The sequence below is a fragment of the Imperialibacter sp. genome, from assembly GCF_040222385.1.
Classification (GTDB): Bacteria; Bacteroidota; Bacteroidia; order Cytophagales; family Cyclobacteriaceae; genus Imperialibacter.
In genome coordinates this window covers 60,654-77,220 of sequence record NZ_JAVKDF010000033.1, presented here as the reverse complement: position 1 = coordinate 77,220, position 16,567 = coordinate 60,654, and the positions used below count along the sequence as shown (strand labels likewise).

Below are 16,567 nucleotides of genomic sequence, written 5' to 3'. Positions count from 1 at the left end.
CTCCAATATGAAAAAGTTTTTTCTACGAATTCATTAAAAAAATCTGCGAACCCGGACACATTGAATCAATACTGCAAGGTGCCTTTCAGCTATTTCCTACAAGGGTCAATATTTAACTTAGACCAGAAATGGCAATTTTATCGAGTATGGTTACTTTTGAAGCATGAACATTAAAATTGCAGACCCTTCCGTTGCCGCCGCAACTGCCAAACACCTGCTCAGCATTGGGGCGGTAAAGCTCAGCCCCGACAAGCCATTTACCTGGGCTTCTGGTTGGAAGTCGCCTATTTACTGTGACAACAGGATGACGCTCTCTTATCCTGAAACAAGAAGCTTCATGAAGGAGCAGCTAGTGAGTCTCATTAAGAAGGAATTTCCCGGCGTCGGGGGCATTGCTGGTGTGGCCACCGCAGGTATTCCACAAGGGGCACTTTTGGCTGATAGCCTTGACTTGCCTTTTTGCTACGTGCGCTCCAAGCCGAAAGACCATGGCATGGAAAATCTCATTGAAGGAAGGATAGAAACTGGCCAGAAGGTAGTTGTTGTCGAGGATTTAGTCTCGACTGGCGGCAGCTCACTGAAAGCCGTAGACGCCCTTAGAGGAGCCAAAGCGCAAGTGCTGGGCATGGCAGCCATTTTTACCTATGGTTTCCCACAGGCGGAACAAAACTTCGTCAAGGCCGGCGTAAATCTGGCTTGCCTGTGCGACTATGAGTCGCTGATTAAAGTAGCCAGCGATAATGGCTATATCAATGCCTCCCATGTGGCTTCACTCGGAGCATGGAGAACAGACCCTGCCAACTGGAAAGTCTAACTCAATGGATTATAGCCTTACTTCCTCCGACCTCGTCGTCGGCGTCAAAACACTTGGCGCAGAACTCTGTAGCATCAAAGGTGTGAACAATGGTGTGGAGTACATCTGGCAGGCTAACCCAGCTGACTGGGGCAGACACGCCCCTATTTTGTTTCCCATAGTGGGCAAGCTCAAAGGAGACAGCTATCAGTACAAAGAGAAAACATACCACTTACCACAGCATGGCTTTGCCAGAGATCAGGAATTCAGTCTGATAGAATCAACCGAGTCAAAGCTGGTGTTTGGGCTTACGTCAAATGACGATCTAAAGCTCGTGTATCCCTTCGACTTTTCATTGTCAGTAACGTATGAGCTCTCAGGAAACTCGCTCCAAATTTCCTACGCTGTAAAAAACCCAGGCACTGATCCCCTCCTCTATTCCGTTGGTGCCCATCCTGCCTTTCGTATTCCTATCCATCCCGAAGCAAAAAGGTCGGATTACGAAATCCTTTTTGAAAAAGGAGAGTCCGTGGTTGTCCACTTGATCGATGGAGGACTGCTTTCTGGCAAAACGGAGCGGCTTTCTCTTAAGCAAAACAGGCTGGTCATAAGCGACTCTCTCTTCGACAAAGATGCGCTCGTATTTAAGGGGCTTGCTTCAAAAAAATTATCATTGGTAAAAGCGGGCGAAGCACCGTTCTTAAATTTCTATTTCGACGCCCCCTACTTTGGCATCTGGTCTAAGTCAGGCACGTCTGAATTCGTTTGTCTTGAGCCTTGGAACGGCATTGCTGACAGTGTCAACCACAATCAGCTTTTGGTAAAAAAAGAGGGCATTCGACGTTTGAATGGTGGAGCGTCAGAGACGTTTAACTTTTCCGTGGAAATCATGGGGTAAAATGTCTGCCGACTGACTAACCAAACACTAAAGCGAACCAGAAACAAACTCCAGAAAGAGAGACACGTTTGAGTTTCTATACAAAAAAAGATGAAACTCTTAACACTCACTCTCCTCCTATTTGTTTTTCACACTGGCATAGCTCAAGATGTTACACAAAGAAAAAACAACTACAACCTGAGTAAAGATGGTGTCGCCCTATCTGGCTATGATCCCGTGAGCTACTTCAAAAGTCCTGAGCCAAAAAAAGGCGAAGCGAAATGGTCACATACCTACCAGGGAATTACTTATTGGTTTAGCTCGGCCAGCAACCGCACCGAGTTTATCAATTCACCAACCAAATACGAGCCTTCATATGGTGGATGGTGCGCCTATGCATTAGGCACTTCAGGCGAAAAGATACAGGTGGATCCGCTCACCTACAAAATCTACCAGGGTAAGCTGTTGCTTTTCTATAACAGGCTTTTCACCAATACACTCACACTTTGGAACAAAGACGAAAACACATTTTTTAAAACGGCAGAGAAAAACTGGCCTACTATCATTAATCATTGATTTTTTAGAATATTATTTAGGCGAAAAAGGTGTAAAGGCATGACTCTCACTTTTTCCTCTACAAAATAGCAGTGGTCGTCGAAATAAGCCGCACACAAAACCCTAATTCCTTAAGATTGTACATGATCAATGGAGATGGCTCCAGTATCCCGGTCGTATTTTCGAAAAAGCTATGGATGGGAATAGAGAATGTCTTACCAAAAGTTGTCCTATGGCCTCTAGCTTTACATCATGAACCGCAGAATAGAGATTATCTATGTTGTTGACGACGACGATATTTATCAATATGCCGTCAAAAAGAAAATCCTGAAGCGTAAACTTTCTGCTGAGGTAAATACTTTCAAGAACGGGAAGGACGCCATCCTGCATTTAGGTGAGGTAGTGAAGACCGGCGGCCCTTTGCCAGACGTCATCTTCCTTGACCTGAACATGCCCATTATGGATGGATGGGATTTTTTAAACGAGTATGCTCGACTTAGGCCTCTTGTAAAGAAGAAAATTCTACTTTACATCGTTTCAAGTTCAATACAAGACTCCGACATTGACCGTGCAAGAAGCATGTACGGTGTAACGGACTATATTGTAAAACCCATTGATGATGAACGCCTGGACGATATTTTGATTCCAGTCTAGCAAATTATATTTTCGGGTATAACTGATTTTCTCTTTACATAAAAGAGAGAAAAGAGAAAGAATGTTTATTTTTCATTGCTCTTGAAAAATACATATTTCTAAGCTTACTGATCGAACCTAACTATGATACTGAGTTTTTTCCTCCTCATTGTCGGATTTTTTGTCTTAATAAAAGGAGCTGATTTACTGGTAACGGGTGCCTCATCACTAGCCAAAAGATACAATGTTCCGGAGCTGGCCATTGGACTCACTATAGTCGCTTTTGGCACCTCTGCTCCTGAAATGGTGGTCAACGGAGTCGCCTCTTACGAAGGCCACACCGACGTGGTGTTGGGTAACGTAGTTGGCAGCAACATCTTCAATACTTTTTTTATCCTGGGTATAGCGGGTGTGGTTTATCCTCTCTCGGTACAAAAAAGTACGGTTTTTAAGGAAATACCCTACTCTCTTTTTGGAGGTTTGCTCATCTTGTTTTTCGCCAATGATGTGCTCTTGAACCTGGGAGAGGAGAATATTATCAGTGTAGTAGAAGGAATCATTTTGTTCGCTTTTTTTCTACTGTTTTTGGGCTATGTGTTTTTCTCAATGAAGAAAAGCCAGGATTCCCAAAGCGATGAAGAAACAAAGGTGATTGCCATGCCTAAAACCATTCTTTTTATGCTTCTGGGGCTTTTTGGGCTCACCGTTGGCGGTAAGCTGGTAGTAAGCAATGCGATCGACATCGCCAGGTACCTTCAGGTAAGCGAACAGCTCATCGGCCTCACCATTATGGCTGCGGGAACATCGCTGCCGGAGCTGGCTACCTCAGTAGTGGCAGCTACTCAAAAGAAAAGCGATCTGGCAGTGGGTAACATTGTTGGATCCAACATCTTTAATATGTTTTTTGTGCTGTCCATCAGTTCAATGATCAACCCAATTCCCTACCCGACCATTTTCAATGTGGACATGATCACCTTCATGGCTGGCACCGTCATTTTGTTTATTGCCATGTTCACCGGCGAGAAGAAAATCCTGGATCGCTGGGAAGCACTTATACTGCTGATGTTCTTCGTTTTTTACAACATGTATCTGGTGTATAGAGACCACCTGATTGCGGCATAGGTGGTACTTGCCCGACGGCATAAGCATTTAATTTTGGTAATCCTGCCCATGGAACCGGTTTGTATCGAAGTAAACTGTGTCAGAAAAGGGCAATATTTCCTGACAAGGGCAAAACATGAGAATCAAATAGTTCGAAAATAAGATAGCAGAGCGACCTTCCGGCCAATATTCCTGCACCAGCGCTAATGGAGGGCCGCATCTGCCAATCTTAATAACCAATCAGTTTCTCCAGAAAAGGTAAACCGAGTATAGGACATAGGCGGCCAGAAAAACCCCTGCTTCAACCCTGTCCAGTTTGTTCCTTTTGAAAGTAAACATGGCCAGAAGGAGAGCCACCGTTCCAAGCATCAAAACAAACATGTCGGCATTCATTGTGGCATTGTACGGTACCGGCCTCACAGTTCCGTTGATCCCTAAAATGAAAATGATGTTGAAGATGTTTGAGCCAACCACATTCCCAATAGCGATGTCGGTATTTCGCCGGTAAGCCGCCATAGCTGACGTCGCCAATTCCGGCAAAGAAGTGCCTGCTGCGAGCACTGTAAGGCCGATTAACTTTTCGCTCATTGAAAATGCCCGGGCAATATAGACGGCACTGTCGGTCACCAATTTCCCTCCTAGCACGAGCGCCACAATACCTGAGACTACATAAACCACCGACAGCCATGTCGACAATGTTTTTGCTCCCGTTTTGTCGCTTTCAACATCTTGCTCAAGTTTGGCCGTTTTGAGAATGTAAAACATAAAAAGGCCAAATAAAAGCAATAGAACTAACGCCTCCATACGGCTCAAGCTGTTCTCCGGGGAGCCAAAAAAAATTTCATCATTTACCAGAAAATAAAGGATTAGTGCGCAGAAGAGGGAAAATGGAATTTCGTATCTGACTGTTGTCCGTTGAACAGAAAGCGGGTAAATGAGCCCTGCTATCCCCAAAATGAACAATAAATTAAACAAATTGCTCCCGATAATATTACCGTAGATGGCATCGTTCATGCCCCTGACAGAGGAGAAAAGATTGACGGTCAACTCAGGAGTCGAAGTGCCGAAAGCAACAACCGTAAGACCGATGACCAGATTTGAAATTTTAAAGCCCCTGGCAAGAGACGAAGCGCCATTAACAAGATAGTCGGCACCCTTGATCAGCACAACGAAGCCAATGATCAGCAACGTGAAATTTAAAACCATGATATGATTGTTTAGCACTGCAAATGCAGCGTAGTTAAGAAAACTGACAAACGGGTGGATGGAGTAGCGGACAGGCAACTCCGTCTACTGAGCTATGGTGCCTTGGTCAGTGAGGAAATAAAGACACCCTTATCGACATAGACACGTGAGGCCTCTACTTGAAACAATGCAGTAAAGTACCCGTCGAGAGAAAGCTTCGCCGCTTCATCTTCCTTTGACCACGTTCCCACGGGAAATGAGGACTTTTGAATGGCATGCTGGCCTGTAGAGTAAGCCACAAAATTATAATCCACCGCTACCTTATAGTGCTCCCCCGCACTTCGGCTTGCATAATAAGAATGACTGAGAAATACAGGGAATATTATAACCTGCAGGAAGAAAAAAAGAAAGACAACTACTGAAGTAACCCGAAGAATGGTCTTCATACAATCAAAATAGTGAACCAAATGTACTTGGAAATGCCCGATAATTTTGTCGTCACAAGAATATTTATTTCAATGAATATATTAAATGAATGAACATTCATTTATATTTGTAACGTATGCGAACAAGAGACGAGACAAAGGAAAAGTTGATACGGGAAAAAGCTCTTGAAATGGTCGCTAAGCAGGGATTTGAGGGTTTAAGCATGCAAAAGTTGGCCAAAGAGGCGGGCGTATCTCCGGCTACAATCTATATCTACTTCAAAGACAGGGATGACCTCATCCTTCAACTTTGTAAGGAAGAAGGCACAAAAATGATAGAAGCCACCTTCGATGGTTTTGACCCTGAGATGCATTTTGAAGAAGGACTGAGCATTCAGTGGAAGAACAGGTGCCGCTACTGGCTCGAAAACCCAATGAGTGGGCAGTTTCTGGAGCAAGTGAAGCATTCTCCGCCTTACGAAGCATTTTTTGGTCAGGACAAGGTGTTTCCGAGGCTAATGGGGCATTTTATGGCGAATGCCATCGCCAAAAAAGAAGTGATTCCGCTGCCAGCTGAAGTCTATTGGTCGGTTGCTTTTGCTCCCCTGTACCAGCTCATCAAATTTCATCTGTCCGGAAAAGGATTGGGCAATAGAGGCCCGTTCGTTCTAGATGAATCAAAACTGGAGATGACTTTGTCTCTGGTGCTGAAAGCGCTTAAACCATAAAATGAAACTGATTTAAAGTAATTATTAACAACAATCGTCTATCATTCAGAGGACTAATTTTTTTCTATGAATTCTACTGTTACCAACGAGGTTCTTGTTTTCAAAACCAACATCCGCTACAAAAAGGATGTGAGCAAGATCATGCCGCTTTTGGAGTCGGACAATAGAGTGATGGAGTGGAATGTGGATCAAATGGATGTAGACAATGTGTTAAGAATTGCTTCGGGTGGACTTCATCCAACAGAGGTAATAACCATGATCCAAACAGCAGGGTACTTTTGCGAGGAGCTACCCGACTGACCCAAACTCCAATATTGAATGACAAAAGACTTATCTCCCAAAAAAAGGGTGTTCACGCAATACGAAACCTTTGTGATCGCCATATTGGCTATCATCCAATTCACAGTTATTCTTGACTTCATGGTGCTATCGCCATTGGGTGCGATGCTGTTGGTTGAGCTTGACATTACCACTTCGCAGTTTGGGCTAGTGGTGTCAGCCTATGCTTTCAGCGCCGGCATTTCAGGTTTGCTGGCAGCTGGTTTTGCCGACAAGTTCGACAGAAAAAAGTTGCTGCTTTTCTTTTACTCGGGCTTCATTATCGGCACATTGCTCTGTGGAGTTGCTCCCAACTATCATTTTCTCCTTGCTGCCAGAATCGTCACAGGCATTTTCGGGGGTGTGCTCGGCTCAGTGGTTTTTGCCATTATCACTGACCTTTTCAAGTTAGAAGTAAGAGGCCGGGTTATGGGCTTTGTGCAAATGGCGTTTGCCAGCAGCCAGGTACTTGGATTGCCGATAGGGCTGTATGTAGCCAACCTTTGGGGATGGCACTCGCCTTTCATCCTGATCGTCGGTTTGGCCGTCGGTACGGCCACCGTCATTATCCTTTTCATGAAGCCTGTTGATGAGCATTTGAAGCTTCAAACGCCTGGAAACCCATTCAAAAAACTTTATAAAACAGTTTCCCAGCCCGTTTACCTGAAGGCATTCGGTGCCACCGCCCTTTTGGCAACGGGTGGGTTTATGCTGATGCCATTCGGTAGCACATTTGGCGTCAACAACCTGGGCATCACACTCGACCAGCTTCCGTTGGTATACATGCTCACGGGCATCAGCACCATTATGGTAGGGCCACTGGCCGGGAAACTGAGCGACCTCTACGGTAAGTACAAAATATTTACTATCGGTACTTTCATCGGCATTGCTACGATCCTGATCTATTGCAACCTTGGCATCACTCCTCTTTGGATTGTGATCATTATCAATATCGCCATTTTCATAGGCATCACTGCCAGAATGATTTCTGCATCTGCTTTGATGACAGCCATTCCTGAACCAAGGGAGCGTGGCGCTTTCATGGGAGTAAATTCATCCATTCAACAGATTTCGGGAGGATTTGCCTCTGCACTGGCTGGCATTATCGTTATACAAACGCCAGCCGGGCCGCTTGAGCGATACGATCTGCTTGGCTATGTGGTTACCGGCACTATGCTTGTTACAATTTTGATGATGAGCGTGATCAACAAGATCGTGAAGGACAAGGTAAAAAGGCAAATGCAACCAGTCTAGCAGCGGAATCAACTTGGTCTTCCGCAAGGTTTACCGCCACCAATTCCCTAATTTGGCATAAACCAATGATGTTGTCATGGAAAGAATAGTGGTAGTTTGCTATCGGCCTAAGCCTGGCAAGGACAAAATCCTTGAAAAGCTGGTGAAAAACCATGTGCCCGCTTTGAAGCGAGAAGGCCTGGTGAGCGACAGGCTCCCAGTGACTATGAAATCAAAAGATGGAACTGTTATTGAAGTCTTTGGCTGGAAGTCGGCTGAGGCCATAGAGGCAGCCCATTCCAATCCGGTTGTGCAGGAGATGTGGAAAGAATTTCAGGAGGCTTGTGACTATGAAATACCTGTGAACATAGCAGAATTCAACGGCATATTTTCTGAGTTCAGCCCCCTGTAGTTACGCAATTTGGGACGGTTCGAGCGTTAAAAGAGCTTACGCATGCTCAATCACTCCCATACCAAACAAAGCAAAATCGTATTTGACTGGATCGCTTGGATCCATTTGCCGCAGGTTGTGAGTGAGCTCCAAAGCTGTTTGCCAATCGGTTTGCTTGCGGGTGATCAACCCGAAACTTCTGGCCACTCTGTCCACGTGCAAGTCGCAAGGACAAACAAGCTGCGATGGGCTGATGGTTTCCCAAAGGCCAAAATCGACACCCCGATCATCCTTTCTCACCATCCAGCGCAGAAACATGTTGATGCGCTTGCAGGCGCTTTTCCTTTTCGGCGTAGCGATATGCTTTCTGGTACGGGCTGGGAATTCGGGAAGGCTGAAGAATAAGTCGTGAAAGCCGATCAGACCATTTTCAATCGTCTCGTCACCTGGCTTCATAGAATTTGAGAAAGCGCTCTCAAGGCTGTCGTGGTTGGTATAGTGCTCACGAAAGAACTGAATAAAGTAGAGCAAGTCGGTGGTATTGAACGTGCGGTGTTTGAACTTTAGTAGTGTTTTTAAATCATTCTCGGAATGATTCAACACGAACTGATGAGGGGCATCATCCATCAGCGTGAAAAGCTCTCTGCACTTGTTGATGATGGTGACCCGCTGGCCCCAGGCCAAGGTTGCAGCAAAGAAGCCTGCAATCTCAATGTCCTGCTTAGTAGTGAAGCTATGGGGAATGCAAACCGGATCCTTTTCAATGAAAAAGGGGCGGTTGTACTCATCCACCTTTTGATCGAGTAGCGTTTTAAGTTCTTTAATGTCGATCATTCGACGCTCCGCTTATTTAGATAAGTCAAGAGGTTCGCTGTGGTCATTACATTGGAAACACCCTTCTTCAGTAGTCCTCCGTATAACTTCTTGTCTCTGGTCACGGTAGCAATCAGTTCGGACAATTCATCGCTACCAAGATCCGTCAATTTTAATAGCTTCGGGAAGTGGCTCTCAATTTCGACAAGCAAGTATTCAGAAGAGTAGAATTCAAGGATTCCTTTTGAGTGAATGAGAAGGCGGCCAATATTTCCTGATGAGTTTAAGATGCCACTAAAGACAATATTAGTATCAACTATTATCTTCATTTAGAAATTTTGACTTATTACTTTCAAACCAGCTTTTGTTAATCGACTTTGCCAATTTATTAACGTCAACCTGCTTAACTTTGAACTTTGAAGTAATTTCCTGATAGCGCAAATAGCGTAAAAAATCTTCTACCTCTTCCACATTGACGGTTGAAGGTAGCCTGATAATTAATTCGTCTTTTGTTTTTTCAATGACCATATCTCCAAATATTTATTAAGATAAGAGAATTAAAGACGAGAACTACCAGACTTCAGCCTTATTCTCACTATCAATCTTTCAGTTACGGAACATAAGACACTTCGACCGGCACTTTAGGGTCAACTGACTCAAGCCTTTGAAAAGCTTTTTCTGAAAGCCTGATTAGCACCTTGTTGTTGGTTCCAGTATCAGGAAGCTTGCCCACCACACGGACATAAATTGATCTGCCGTTCATTCTGTTCTTCACTTCCAGAATGGCACCGATGGGAGCAGTACGGTGTAGCGCCAGAAACTTCCTTGTTTCAGGTGAGTTTTCAATCACCATAGCAAAGCCCTCTTCCACCACTTTTTCGTAGCCTGCCACCGAGGCCGTATCTCTGGTGTAGCCTTGCTTGTTGATTTGCTTCAGCGAACCATTGCTGGCCTCGCTTACCACAAGTTCCTTTTTCTTCTCTCTCGCCGGTGTTTCTTCCGCAACCGCCACAGGTGCCTTAACGGTTGCCGGCTTCCCAATGGCCAGCTCCTGCCCTACCGACAGGCTGTTGCCTTTGAGGTCGTTCCACTTTTTGATATCGTCTACAGACACGTCGTATTTCTGCGAAATACTAAAAAGCGTTTCGGAAGGTGCTACGGTATGATAAGTCAGCTGAGGATTTTTCGGGGTGGCAGACTCAGGCTTAACAGGGGCTGTCTGCTCCACCGGCTTTTGGCCTTTCTTTACGACCAGCTGCTGTCCGGTACTTAGCTCGTTGCTTGTCAGGTTATTCAGCCGTTTGATTTCATCCACACTCACATCATATTGCTTCGAAATAGCATACAGTGTCTGACCCGCTTCAACGGTGTGATAAAGCAGTGCAGAAACTGAGCTTTGGTTCATACTTTTGGGGACGTCTCCCTTCCAGGGGATAGCGATTTCCTGGCCTATAGCTACACTATTGTCGCTAAGGTTGTTGGTTTTGGAAATTTCCTCCACGCTCGATTGGTATCGCCTCGAAATAGCATATAGTGTTTCGCCCTGCCCCACCCTATGAATAACAAACTGTTTACCCTCTCTCTTTTCCAGCCGCACGGAGTCCATCTCCGCTCCAAATGAGAGGTTGGTGATCATGGTCAATAAAAAGACGGCCTTAAGCACCCTCAAATAATTCATAAACAATAAGTTGCGTTTTGTTTGACACAAATATCAATCTATTCTTCAGTACAAAGAAAGTATCAGCCGCAAATGCATCCAATCCAGTGCCAATTTTTTCTTCGATCACAATATTCCCTTCAGAATCAATCACGGATAGCACATTGGCATAAGAGCCTCCCTCTGAATAAAACCATGAAATAACAATCAAGTTACCTACTTCCAGATAGTCGCAAGGACCAACCGATTTCATGTTGAAATAATTGGAAATGAATGACTTAACAGTTTCCAGATGCGATGATTCACTATCGTAGTGCGTTGGGTATTTGGCTTTTATCGACTGCTCCTGCACATTAGACTTATCAACCAAATCGGCCGCAAGTTCCTGCCCGGAATTAATTTCGTAGTGCTTGACAATACTTTCACTTTCACCATGCTGTTTACCAGACACTGACAGGCTATTCAATTGCAGCAGCTGAAAATTTTGCAGCCACCATTGTACCTCCATAGATTCTATGTTGATCGCTAAAAGCCCCTGCTTCTCCGGTTGCTGGCTATCATGGTACTGTTTTATCAACAACAAGTTGTCTTTTATCGTTACAATGCTCATCCACCATTCTTCCTCGAATGCATAACGATCAAACACCAATGTTTGTGTATGAAGGTCCAGCAAAGAAAAACTCACAAACGCCTCCTTCAGGTCACGTAGCTCCAGGGCCAGCAATCCTTTTTCCGGTTCCAGCGCCATTTGCCAAATGGGCTGTTCAAAATCATGGATAAAAATGGGTGATAAGCTTTGCGACACTTCTATTTGATTAACTTTACGTAAAACTATAGGTAATATGAACCTATTGAAATTGATGAACAAAAAAAGCGTATTTATCCTCCTGATGGCTTTGCCTTTTTTGGGGCTTGCCCAACAAAAGCAAACCAAGGTATTGAGAGTGCTATTGGCGGCAGAAATTGACCCACGCACCAACCGGCTGATGGAGCTTGCGCTCAATCAGGCCACCGAAGACTCAGTTGACTATGTGGTGATTGAAATGGACACCTACGGAGGTGCGCTTACCGATGCTGATGAGATCAGGACACGGGTGCTTGATTTCGAGAAGCCTGTTTATGTTTACATCAACAAAGATGCGGCTTCGGCAGGTGCATTGATTTCTATCGCCTGCGACAGTATCTATATGGCCAAAGCCGCCAGTATTGGTGCGGCAACGGTTGTGACTTCGGATGGTGCCGCCGCCCCCGATAAGTACCAAAGTTATATGCGCTCCATCATGCGGTCTACCGCTGAAGCCAACGGCCGTGACCCACGGATTGCAGAGGCAATGGTAGACGAAACACTGGAGTTTGACAGCATCACACAAGCAGGCAAAGTGTTGACATTTTCAACCAGCGAGGCCATTAAAAATGGCTACTGCGAAGCCCAGGTAAGCAGTATTGATGAAATAATGGAACGCTCGGGCGTAACCGATTACGAACTCATCGATTTCAAGCTGGATGCTACTGATAAGATCATCGCCCTTTTTCTCAATCCCTTTATTTCGGGCATACTTATACTGATCATTATCGGGGGAATCTATTTCGAGCTACAAACACCTGGTGTGGGCTTTCCTATTGTAGCAGCCATTATTGCGGCTACGCTCTACTTTGTGCCCTACTACCTCAATGGCCTGGCGGAAAACTGGGAAATTATTATGTTTTTCATAGGCGTGCTGCTTATAGCCGCCGAAATCTTCGTCATCCCGGGCTTCGGGGTGGCAGGTGTGGCTGGCATTATCTTCACCCTGGGTGCCCTTATTTTGGTGATGGTCAACAACGACAACCTTGATTTTTCTTTCGTTGAATTAGATAGCCTCCTTATTGCTTCCGTCACAGCCATTATTGGCATCATGGGGAGTATTGTCCTCATGTTTTTTGGCGGAGCCCGGCTCAGTCAGTCAAAAGTATTCAACAGAGTGGCCCTGGGAACCAGCATGGACAGAAGTGCTGGCTACACCTCGAGCTTTATGAAAGAGCCGATGGTGGGGAAGACCGGGGAGGCCCACACCATTCTAAGACCGAGCGGCAAGGTATTAATCGACGGCGATGTATTCGACGCCTTTACCCGGGGCAACTACATCGACAAGGGTGCGAAAATTATTGTAATATCTGACGAAGGAACTTCACTCAAAGTTAAAGAGGTTGAATAGTTTACCCGATAACTTCAAAAACCTGCTCTATGCCTAACATCCTCGGCGTCATTCCAGCCCGTTATGCTTCCACCCGGTTTCCAGGCAAGCCTTTGATTGACCTGGCCGGTAAGTCGATGATTCAACGGGTATACGAGCAAGCTTCCAAAGCCAAGCTTCTGAATAAAGTGGTAGTGGCCACGGATGACGAAAGAATTCTGCTGCACCTGCAAAACATGGGGCTTGAAGTGGTAATGACCTCGACTAACCACACCAACGGCACGGAAAGGTGCCTGGAAGCGTTGCAACTAACTGAAGGTGACTTTGAGTACGTGATCAACATTCAGGGCGATGAGCCTTTTATCGACCCGAATCAGATTGATACGTTGGCAGGTATTCTGAATGGGAAAGTGCAGCTGGGAACCCTCATCAAAAGAATAACTGATCCAGCCGTTCTCGATTCTCCTAATGTTGTTAAGGTGGTGTTTAATAGAAAAATGGAGGCGCTGATTTTCAGCAGATCATGTATTCCGCACCTGCGGGGAGTTAGTAACGAAGACCGGCTCTCACAATTCACTTTTTACAAGCACATTGGCATTTATGCCTACCGGGTCGATGCTCTTGCGGCCATCACGCACCTGCAGCCCTCCCCTCTCGAAAAAGCCGAATCGCTGGAGCAGTTGCGCTGGCTGGAAAACGGTTACAAAATAAAGGTGGTGGAAACCGACCTTGAAACGATGGGAATAGATGCGCCAGAGGATGTGGAGAAAGCAATGAAACATTATGATGTTTAAGCACATCAAGCCTTCGACAGGAGCAATGGTATTTGCAGGTTAAACACCCAGTCCCTATTTTAGGCATCGACTAACCCAACCAAAATGAGACGCAGACGTAAGCAAAACGCCTGTTTGAACTGCGGTTATCCGCTGGACACTGAGATATACAATTATTGCCCGTCGTGCGGACAAGAAAACACCAATACCAATATCTCTTTTGGTCAGTTGTTGTACGACTTTTTCAATAATGCCTTTTCCTTCGATAGCCGGTTCACCAACTCCCTGATTCCTTTTTTCTTTAAACCAGGCTGGCTTACACTGCGGTTTAACGAAGGAAAAAGAGCCTCCTATGCTAATCCGGTCAGGCTTTATCTTGTCATCAGCCTTTTCTACTTCTTTGTCCTCAACATGGTGGGCAAAAAGATAACACGGGATATTGAGACAAAGATGGCTCAGCAGGAAGCAGCAAACCCGGATCTGAATTTCTCTTTTGGCCCTACCTTGTTAACTGGTGCCGACAGCCTGCACGTGATGGATAGCCTGAAAGCTGAGCTTGCCCAGCTAAACCAGGAAGAACTTGACTCAAACACCAGTGCGGCCGTAGAGTCACTGGGGGCAAAAAGATCGCTCGACCCGATAAAAGTAAATACCAGTGGAGAAACTGATGGTAGTTTCTTGGGAATAAATGCTGAGAACTGGAATACTTACAATCGCCTGAAAGACGACAGAAAGCTAACCGACGAGATGCTTTATGACAGTTTGGACCTGACGGCGAATACCACCACAGAACAATTTTTGGCTCGACAAATAATTCGGATAAATAGAGCAGACAAACAGGCACTGGTAGAGTTGGTCACCAAAAACCTGCCCATACTCATGTTCATCATGCTGCCGATATTCGCTTTGATTCTCAAACTACTTTATATCCGGCGCAACATCCTTTACGTGAATCATATTATGCATGCCGTTCATTTGCACAGCTTCGCTTATATCATTTATGGACTGTCTCTAATTGTGATAATGTTAAGTGATGGAGAGAGCAGCCTTGGTGATTGGGCTGGTGGAATTGGCTTCACATTGGTCACCACCTACGGCTACTATTCTTTCAAGCGGGTGTACGGACAAGGTTGGTTTAAAACCATCACCAAGTTCATCCTTCTAGGCTGGATCTATTCCTGGTTTCTATTTATCGGAATCATGGCAGAGTTGGTGATTTCGTTTTTGCTTTTTTAGCCGTTCCATTTCAAAAACCTCCACGGTTTAGGTTAAATTGTCTCCAACCTAAACCAATCTTCAATGAAACCATTCGTTTTTTTCGCTTGTCTGTTTTTCGTGGCTTCATGCGAAACGACATCACCTCCGGCTAATCAGGAAACTACCTCGCTAAACGTCGTTAGTTTTGATCCCACCTTCAAGGCGGCAGCGTTCACCGAAACCGACAGGGTGCAAAAAGTAGTTGCCCTGGGGCCCGAGATCGAAGCAATGCTGCAACAAGCCGCCAAAGACAATCACTACCCCGGCATGGTGTATGGTATCGTCATGGAAGGGAAATTAGTTTGGTCAAGCTCTTACGGCATTGTTAATACTGAGAACAAGGTGCCTGTTTCGAACAAGTCTCTTTTCAAAATAGCCTCGATGAGCAAAAGTTTTACCGCCATGGGGATTATGAAACTGGTGGAAATGGGAAAGCTCAAACTAAACGACCAAGCGGCCATTTATATGCCAGAAATGAAAAGCCTGGTATACCTCACCAAAGACGCCACACCCATCACCATCGAAAACCTGCTCACGATGACTGCCGGCTTTCCAGAAGACAATCCCTGGGGAGACAGGCAGTTGGAAGACACACCAGAAGAGTTGCAAGCTTTGGTGGCACAAGGCCTAAGCTTCTCCAATATTCCGTCTTTTGGCTACGAGTACAGCAACACCGGCTTTGCAATTCTCGGACAAATCATCAGCAATGTATCAGGGCAGCCCTATCAAGAGTTCATCAACGAGAACATCTTTAAGCCGCTTGGCATGAACAACACTCATTGGGAGTTTGAGGGCCTGCCGGAAGACCTGCTGGCGCTGGGCTACCGGTGGGAAGATGAACAATGGAAGCCGGAGCCTCTGCTGCACGATGGTGCCTTTGGCTGCATGGGAGGGCTCATCACATCGCTGGACGATTTCAGCAAGTATGTGGCCTATCACCTTTCCGCCTATCCCCCAAACAACGATGACGAGTATGGCCCGGTAAAGAGAAGTTCTCTGAGAAACATGCACAAACCCAAGGAACCAAGCCTGATGGCTAACGCCAAAGATGCTGATGGAAATGCCTGTCCGATGATCAGCGGTTATGGATACGGATTGAGCGCCAGAAAAGACTGTAACGGCGTGGTGTATATCCGGCACAGCGGTGGACTCCCTGGCTTCGGCAGCGACTATCGCTTTTATCCTGAATATGACCTGGGCATTATTTCCTTTGCCAATCGCACCTATGCAGGCACAGGTTCGATCAATAATGAGATCGCTAACCTGATTTTCAAAAAAGCTGGTCTTCAGCCCAGGGTTCTCCCTGCTTCGGACGTTTTAGTGAAAGCACAGAGCGAAGTAGCCGCCTGGCTGCAAACGAACGACAGTTCTATCGAGGAAGAACTTTTTGCCGAAAATTTCTTCCTGGATTTTTCCAGAGACAGACGCATCAAAGAATACAATCAGGCCCTGGCTCCTATTGGTAATGTTACCAAAGTGGGTGAAATGAAAGCCATCAACCAACTCAGGGGAGTTTTTACCCTCACAGGCGAAAACGGTAATGCAGAAGTTTTCTTCACCATGTCTCCTGAAAAAACACCAAAAGTGCAGCAGCTGGATGTTCGGGCAAAGGAATGAAATAGGGATTTGATGCCACCAGTTACGCTGTGGGCAC

At 45.6% G+C, this 16,567-nt stretch carries 20 protein-coding genes; 13 read left to right on the top strand and 7 right to left on the bottom strand.

Annotation, left to right across the window (positions count from 1 at the left end; all coding sequences use genetic code 11):
• Positions 1-169: 169 nt before the first annotated feature.
• From pyrE to RIG68_RS15535, 5 genes are all read left to right on the top strand, one after another.
• Positions 170-814, top strand: coding sequence for an orotate phosphoribosyltransferase (gene pyrE, locus RIG68_RS15555; RefSeq protein ID WP_502880651.1), 645 nt, complete (start codon positions 170-172; stop codon positions 812-814).
• A 4-nt stretch (positions 815-818) separates the two neighbouring features.
• Complete coding sequence (locus RIG68_RS15550; protein ID WP_350124058.1) at positions 819-1,691, top strand: aldose 1-epimerase family protein; 873 nt, start codon at positions 819-821, stop codon at positions 1,689-1,691.
• A gap of 90 nt (positions 1,692-1,781) precedes the next feature.
• A complete protein-coding gene (locus RIG68_RS15545) occupies positions 1,782-2,246 on the top strand; it encodes a YHS domain-containing (seleno)protein (protein ID WP_350124055.1) in 465 nt (154 codons plus the stop codon).
• Between the two features lie 231 nt (positions 2,247-2,477).
• Positions 2,478-2,879 (top strand): response regulator, encoded by a 402-nt coding sequence (locus RIG68_RS15540; RefSeq protein WP_152000997.1) that lies wholly within the window; start codon positions 2,478-2,480, stop codon positions 2,877-2,879.
• 123 nt (positions 2,880-3,002) lie between these two features.
• Positions 3,003-3,980 carry a calcium/sodium antiporter gene (locus tag RIG68_RS15535; RefSeq protein ID WP_350075539.1) on the top strand — a complete coding sequence of 326 codons (978 nt, stop codon included), beginning with the start codon at positions 3,003-3,005 and terminating at the stop codon, positions 3,978-3,980.
• A 219-nt stretch (positions 3,981-4,199) separates the two neighbouring features.
• On the opposite strand, the gene RIG68_RS15530 is transcribed toward RIG68_RS15535, so the two are convergent.
• Entirely contained in the window at positions 4,200-5,165 is a 966-nt protein-coding gene (locus tag RIG68_RS15530) for a calcium/sodium antiporter (RefSeq protein WP_350124050.1), read from the bottom strand.
• A gap of 92 nt (positions 5,166-5,257) precedes the next feature.
• On the bottom strand, positions 5,258-5,590 hold the full coding sequence (locus RIG68_RS15525; RefSeq protein WP_350124047.1) for a hypothetical protein: 333 nt from the start codon (positions 5,588-5,590) through the stop codon (positions 5,258-5,260).
• Between the two features lie 116 nt (positions 5,591-5,706).
• Here RIG68_RS15525 and RIG68_RS15520 point away from each other — a divergent pair, with 116 nt between their 5' ends.
• The 4 genes from RIG68_RS15520 (at position 5,707) to RIG68_RS15505 (ending at position 8,260) form a co-directional block, all read left to right on the top strand.
• On the top strand, positions 5,707-6,297 hold the full coding sequence (locus RIG68_RS15520) for a TetR/AcrR family transcriptional regulator (protein WP_350124044.1): 591 nt from the start codon (positions 5,707-5,709) through the stop codon (positions 6,295-6,297).
• 66 nt (positions 6,298-6,363) lie between these two features.
• Positions 6,364-6,597: a hypothetical protein gene (locus tag RIG68_RS15515; RefSeq protein ID WP_152000992.1), complete on the top strand. Its 234-nt coding sequence runs from the start codon at positions 6,364-6,366 to the stop codon at positions 6,595-6,597.
• 18 nt (positions 6,598-6,615) lie between these two features.
• Positions 6,616-7,869, top strand: a complete 1,254-nt coding sequence (locus RIG68_RS15510) for an MFS transporter (RefSeq protein ID WP_350124041.1) — start codon at positions 6,616-6,618, stop codon at positions 7,867-7,869.
• 76 nt (positions 7,870-7,945) lie between these two features.
• Positions 7,946-8,260 (top strand): antibiotic biosynthesis monooxygenase family protein, encoded by a 315-nt coding sequence (locus RIG68_RS15505; protein ID WP_350124039.1) that lies wholly within the window; start codon positions 7,946-7,948, stop codon positions 8,258-8,260.
• A gap of 36 nt (positions 8,261-8,296) precedes the next feature.
• Here RIG68_RS15505 and RIG68_RS15500 read toward each other — a convergent pair whose 3' ends face one another.
• From RIG68_RS15500 to RIG68_RS15480, 5 genes are all read right to left on the bottom strand, one after another.
• Positions 8,297-9,073, bottom strand: coding sequence for a TIGR02757 family protein (locus RIG68_RS15500; protein ID WP_350124036.1), 777 nt, complete (start codon positions 9,071-9,073; stop codon positions 8,297-8,299).
• Positions 9,070-9,381, bottom strand: a complete 312-nt coding sequence (locus RIG68_RS15495) for a PIN domain-containing protein (protein ID WP_350124033.1) — start codon at positions 9,379-9,381, stop codon at positions 9,070-9,072. The genes RIG68_RS15500 and RIG68_RS15495 overlap by 4 nt, the downstream gene beginning before the upstream one ends.
• Positions 9,365-9,580, bottom strand: a complete 216-nt coding sequence (locus RIG68_RS15490) for a hypothetical protein (protein WP_350124030.1) — start codon at positions 9,578-9,580, stop codon at positions 9,365-9,367. The genes RIG68_RS15495 and RIG68_RS15490 overlap by 17 nt, the downstream gene beginning before the upstream one ends.
• 82 nt (positions 9,581-9,662) lie before the next feature.
• Positions 9,663-10,730 carry a LysM peptidoglycan-binding domain-containing protein gene (locus RIG68_RS15485; RefSeq protein ID WP_350124027.1) on the bottom strand — a complete coding sequence of 356 codons (1,068 nt, stop codon included), beginning with the start codon at positions 10,728-10,730 and terminating at the stop codon, positions 9,663-9,665.
• On the bottom strand, positions 10,708-11,514 hold the full coding sequence (locus RIG68_RS15480; protein WP_350124024.1) for a DUF4905 domain-containing protein: 807 nt from the start codon (positions 11,512-11,514) through the stop codon (positions 10,708-10,710). Before RIG68_RS15480 ends, RIG68_RS15485 begins: the two co-directional genes overlap by 23 nt.
• Positions 11,515-11,551: 37 nt before the next feature.
• Here RIG68_RS15480 and RIG68_RS15475 point away from each other — a divergent pair, with 37 nt between their 5' ends.
• The 4 genes from RIG68_RS15475 (at position 11,552) to RIG68_RS15460 (ending at position 16,530) form a co-directional block, all read left to right on the top strand.
• Positions 11,552-12,904 carry an NfeD family protein gene (locus tag RIG68_RS15475; RefSeq protein ID WP_350124021.1) on the top strand — a complete coding sequence of 451 codons (1,353 nt, stop codon included), beginning with the start codon at positions 11,552-11,554 and terminating at the stop codon, positions 12,902-12,904.
• Between the two features lie 29 nt (positions 12,905-12,933).
• Positions 12,934-13,677 (top strand): 3-deoxy-manno-octulosonate cytidylyltransferase, encoded by a 744-nt coding sequence (kdsB, locus tag RIG68_RS15470; protein WP_350124018.1) that lies wholly within the window; start codon positions 12,934-12,936, stop codon positions 13,675-13,677.
• Positions 13,678-13,761: 84 nt separating this feature from the next.
• Entirely contained in the window at positions 13,762-14,892 is a 1,131-nt protein-coding gene (locus tag RIG68_RS15465) for a DUF3667 domain-containing protein (RefSeq protein ID WP_350124015.1), read from the top strand.
• A 63-nt stretch (positions 14,893-14,955) separates the two neighbouring features.
• Positions 14,956-16,530, top strand: a complete 1,575-nt coding sequence (locus tag RIG68_RS15460; protein WP_350124012.1) for a serine hydrolase domain-containing protein — start codon at positions 14,956-14,958, stop codon at positions 16,528-16,530.
• Positions 16,531-16,567 lie beyond the last annotated feature (37 nt).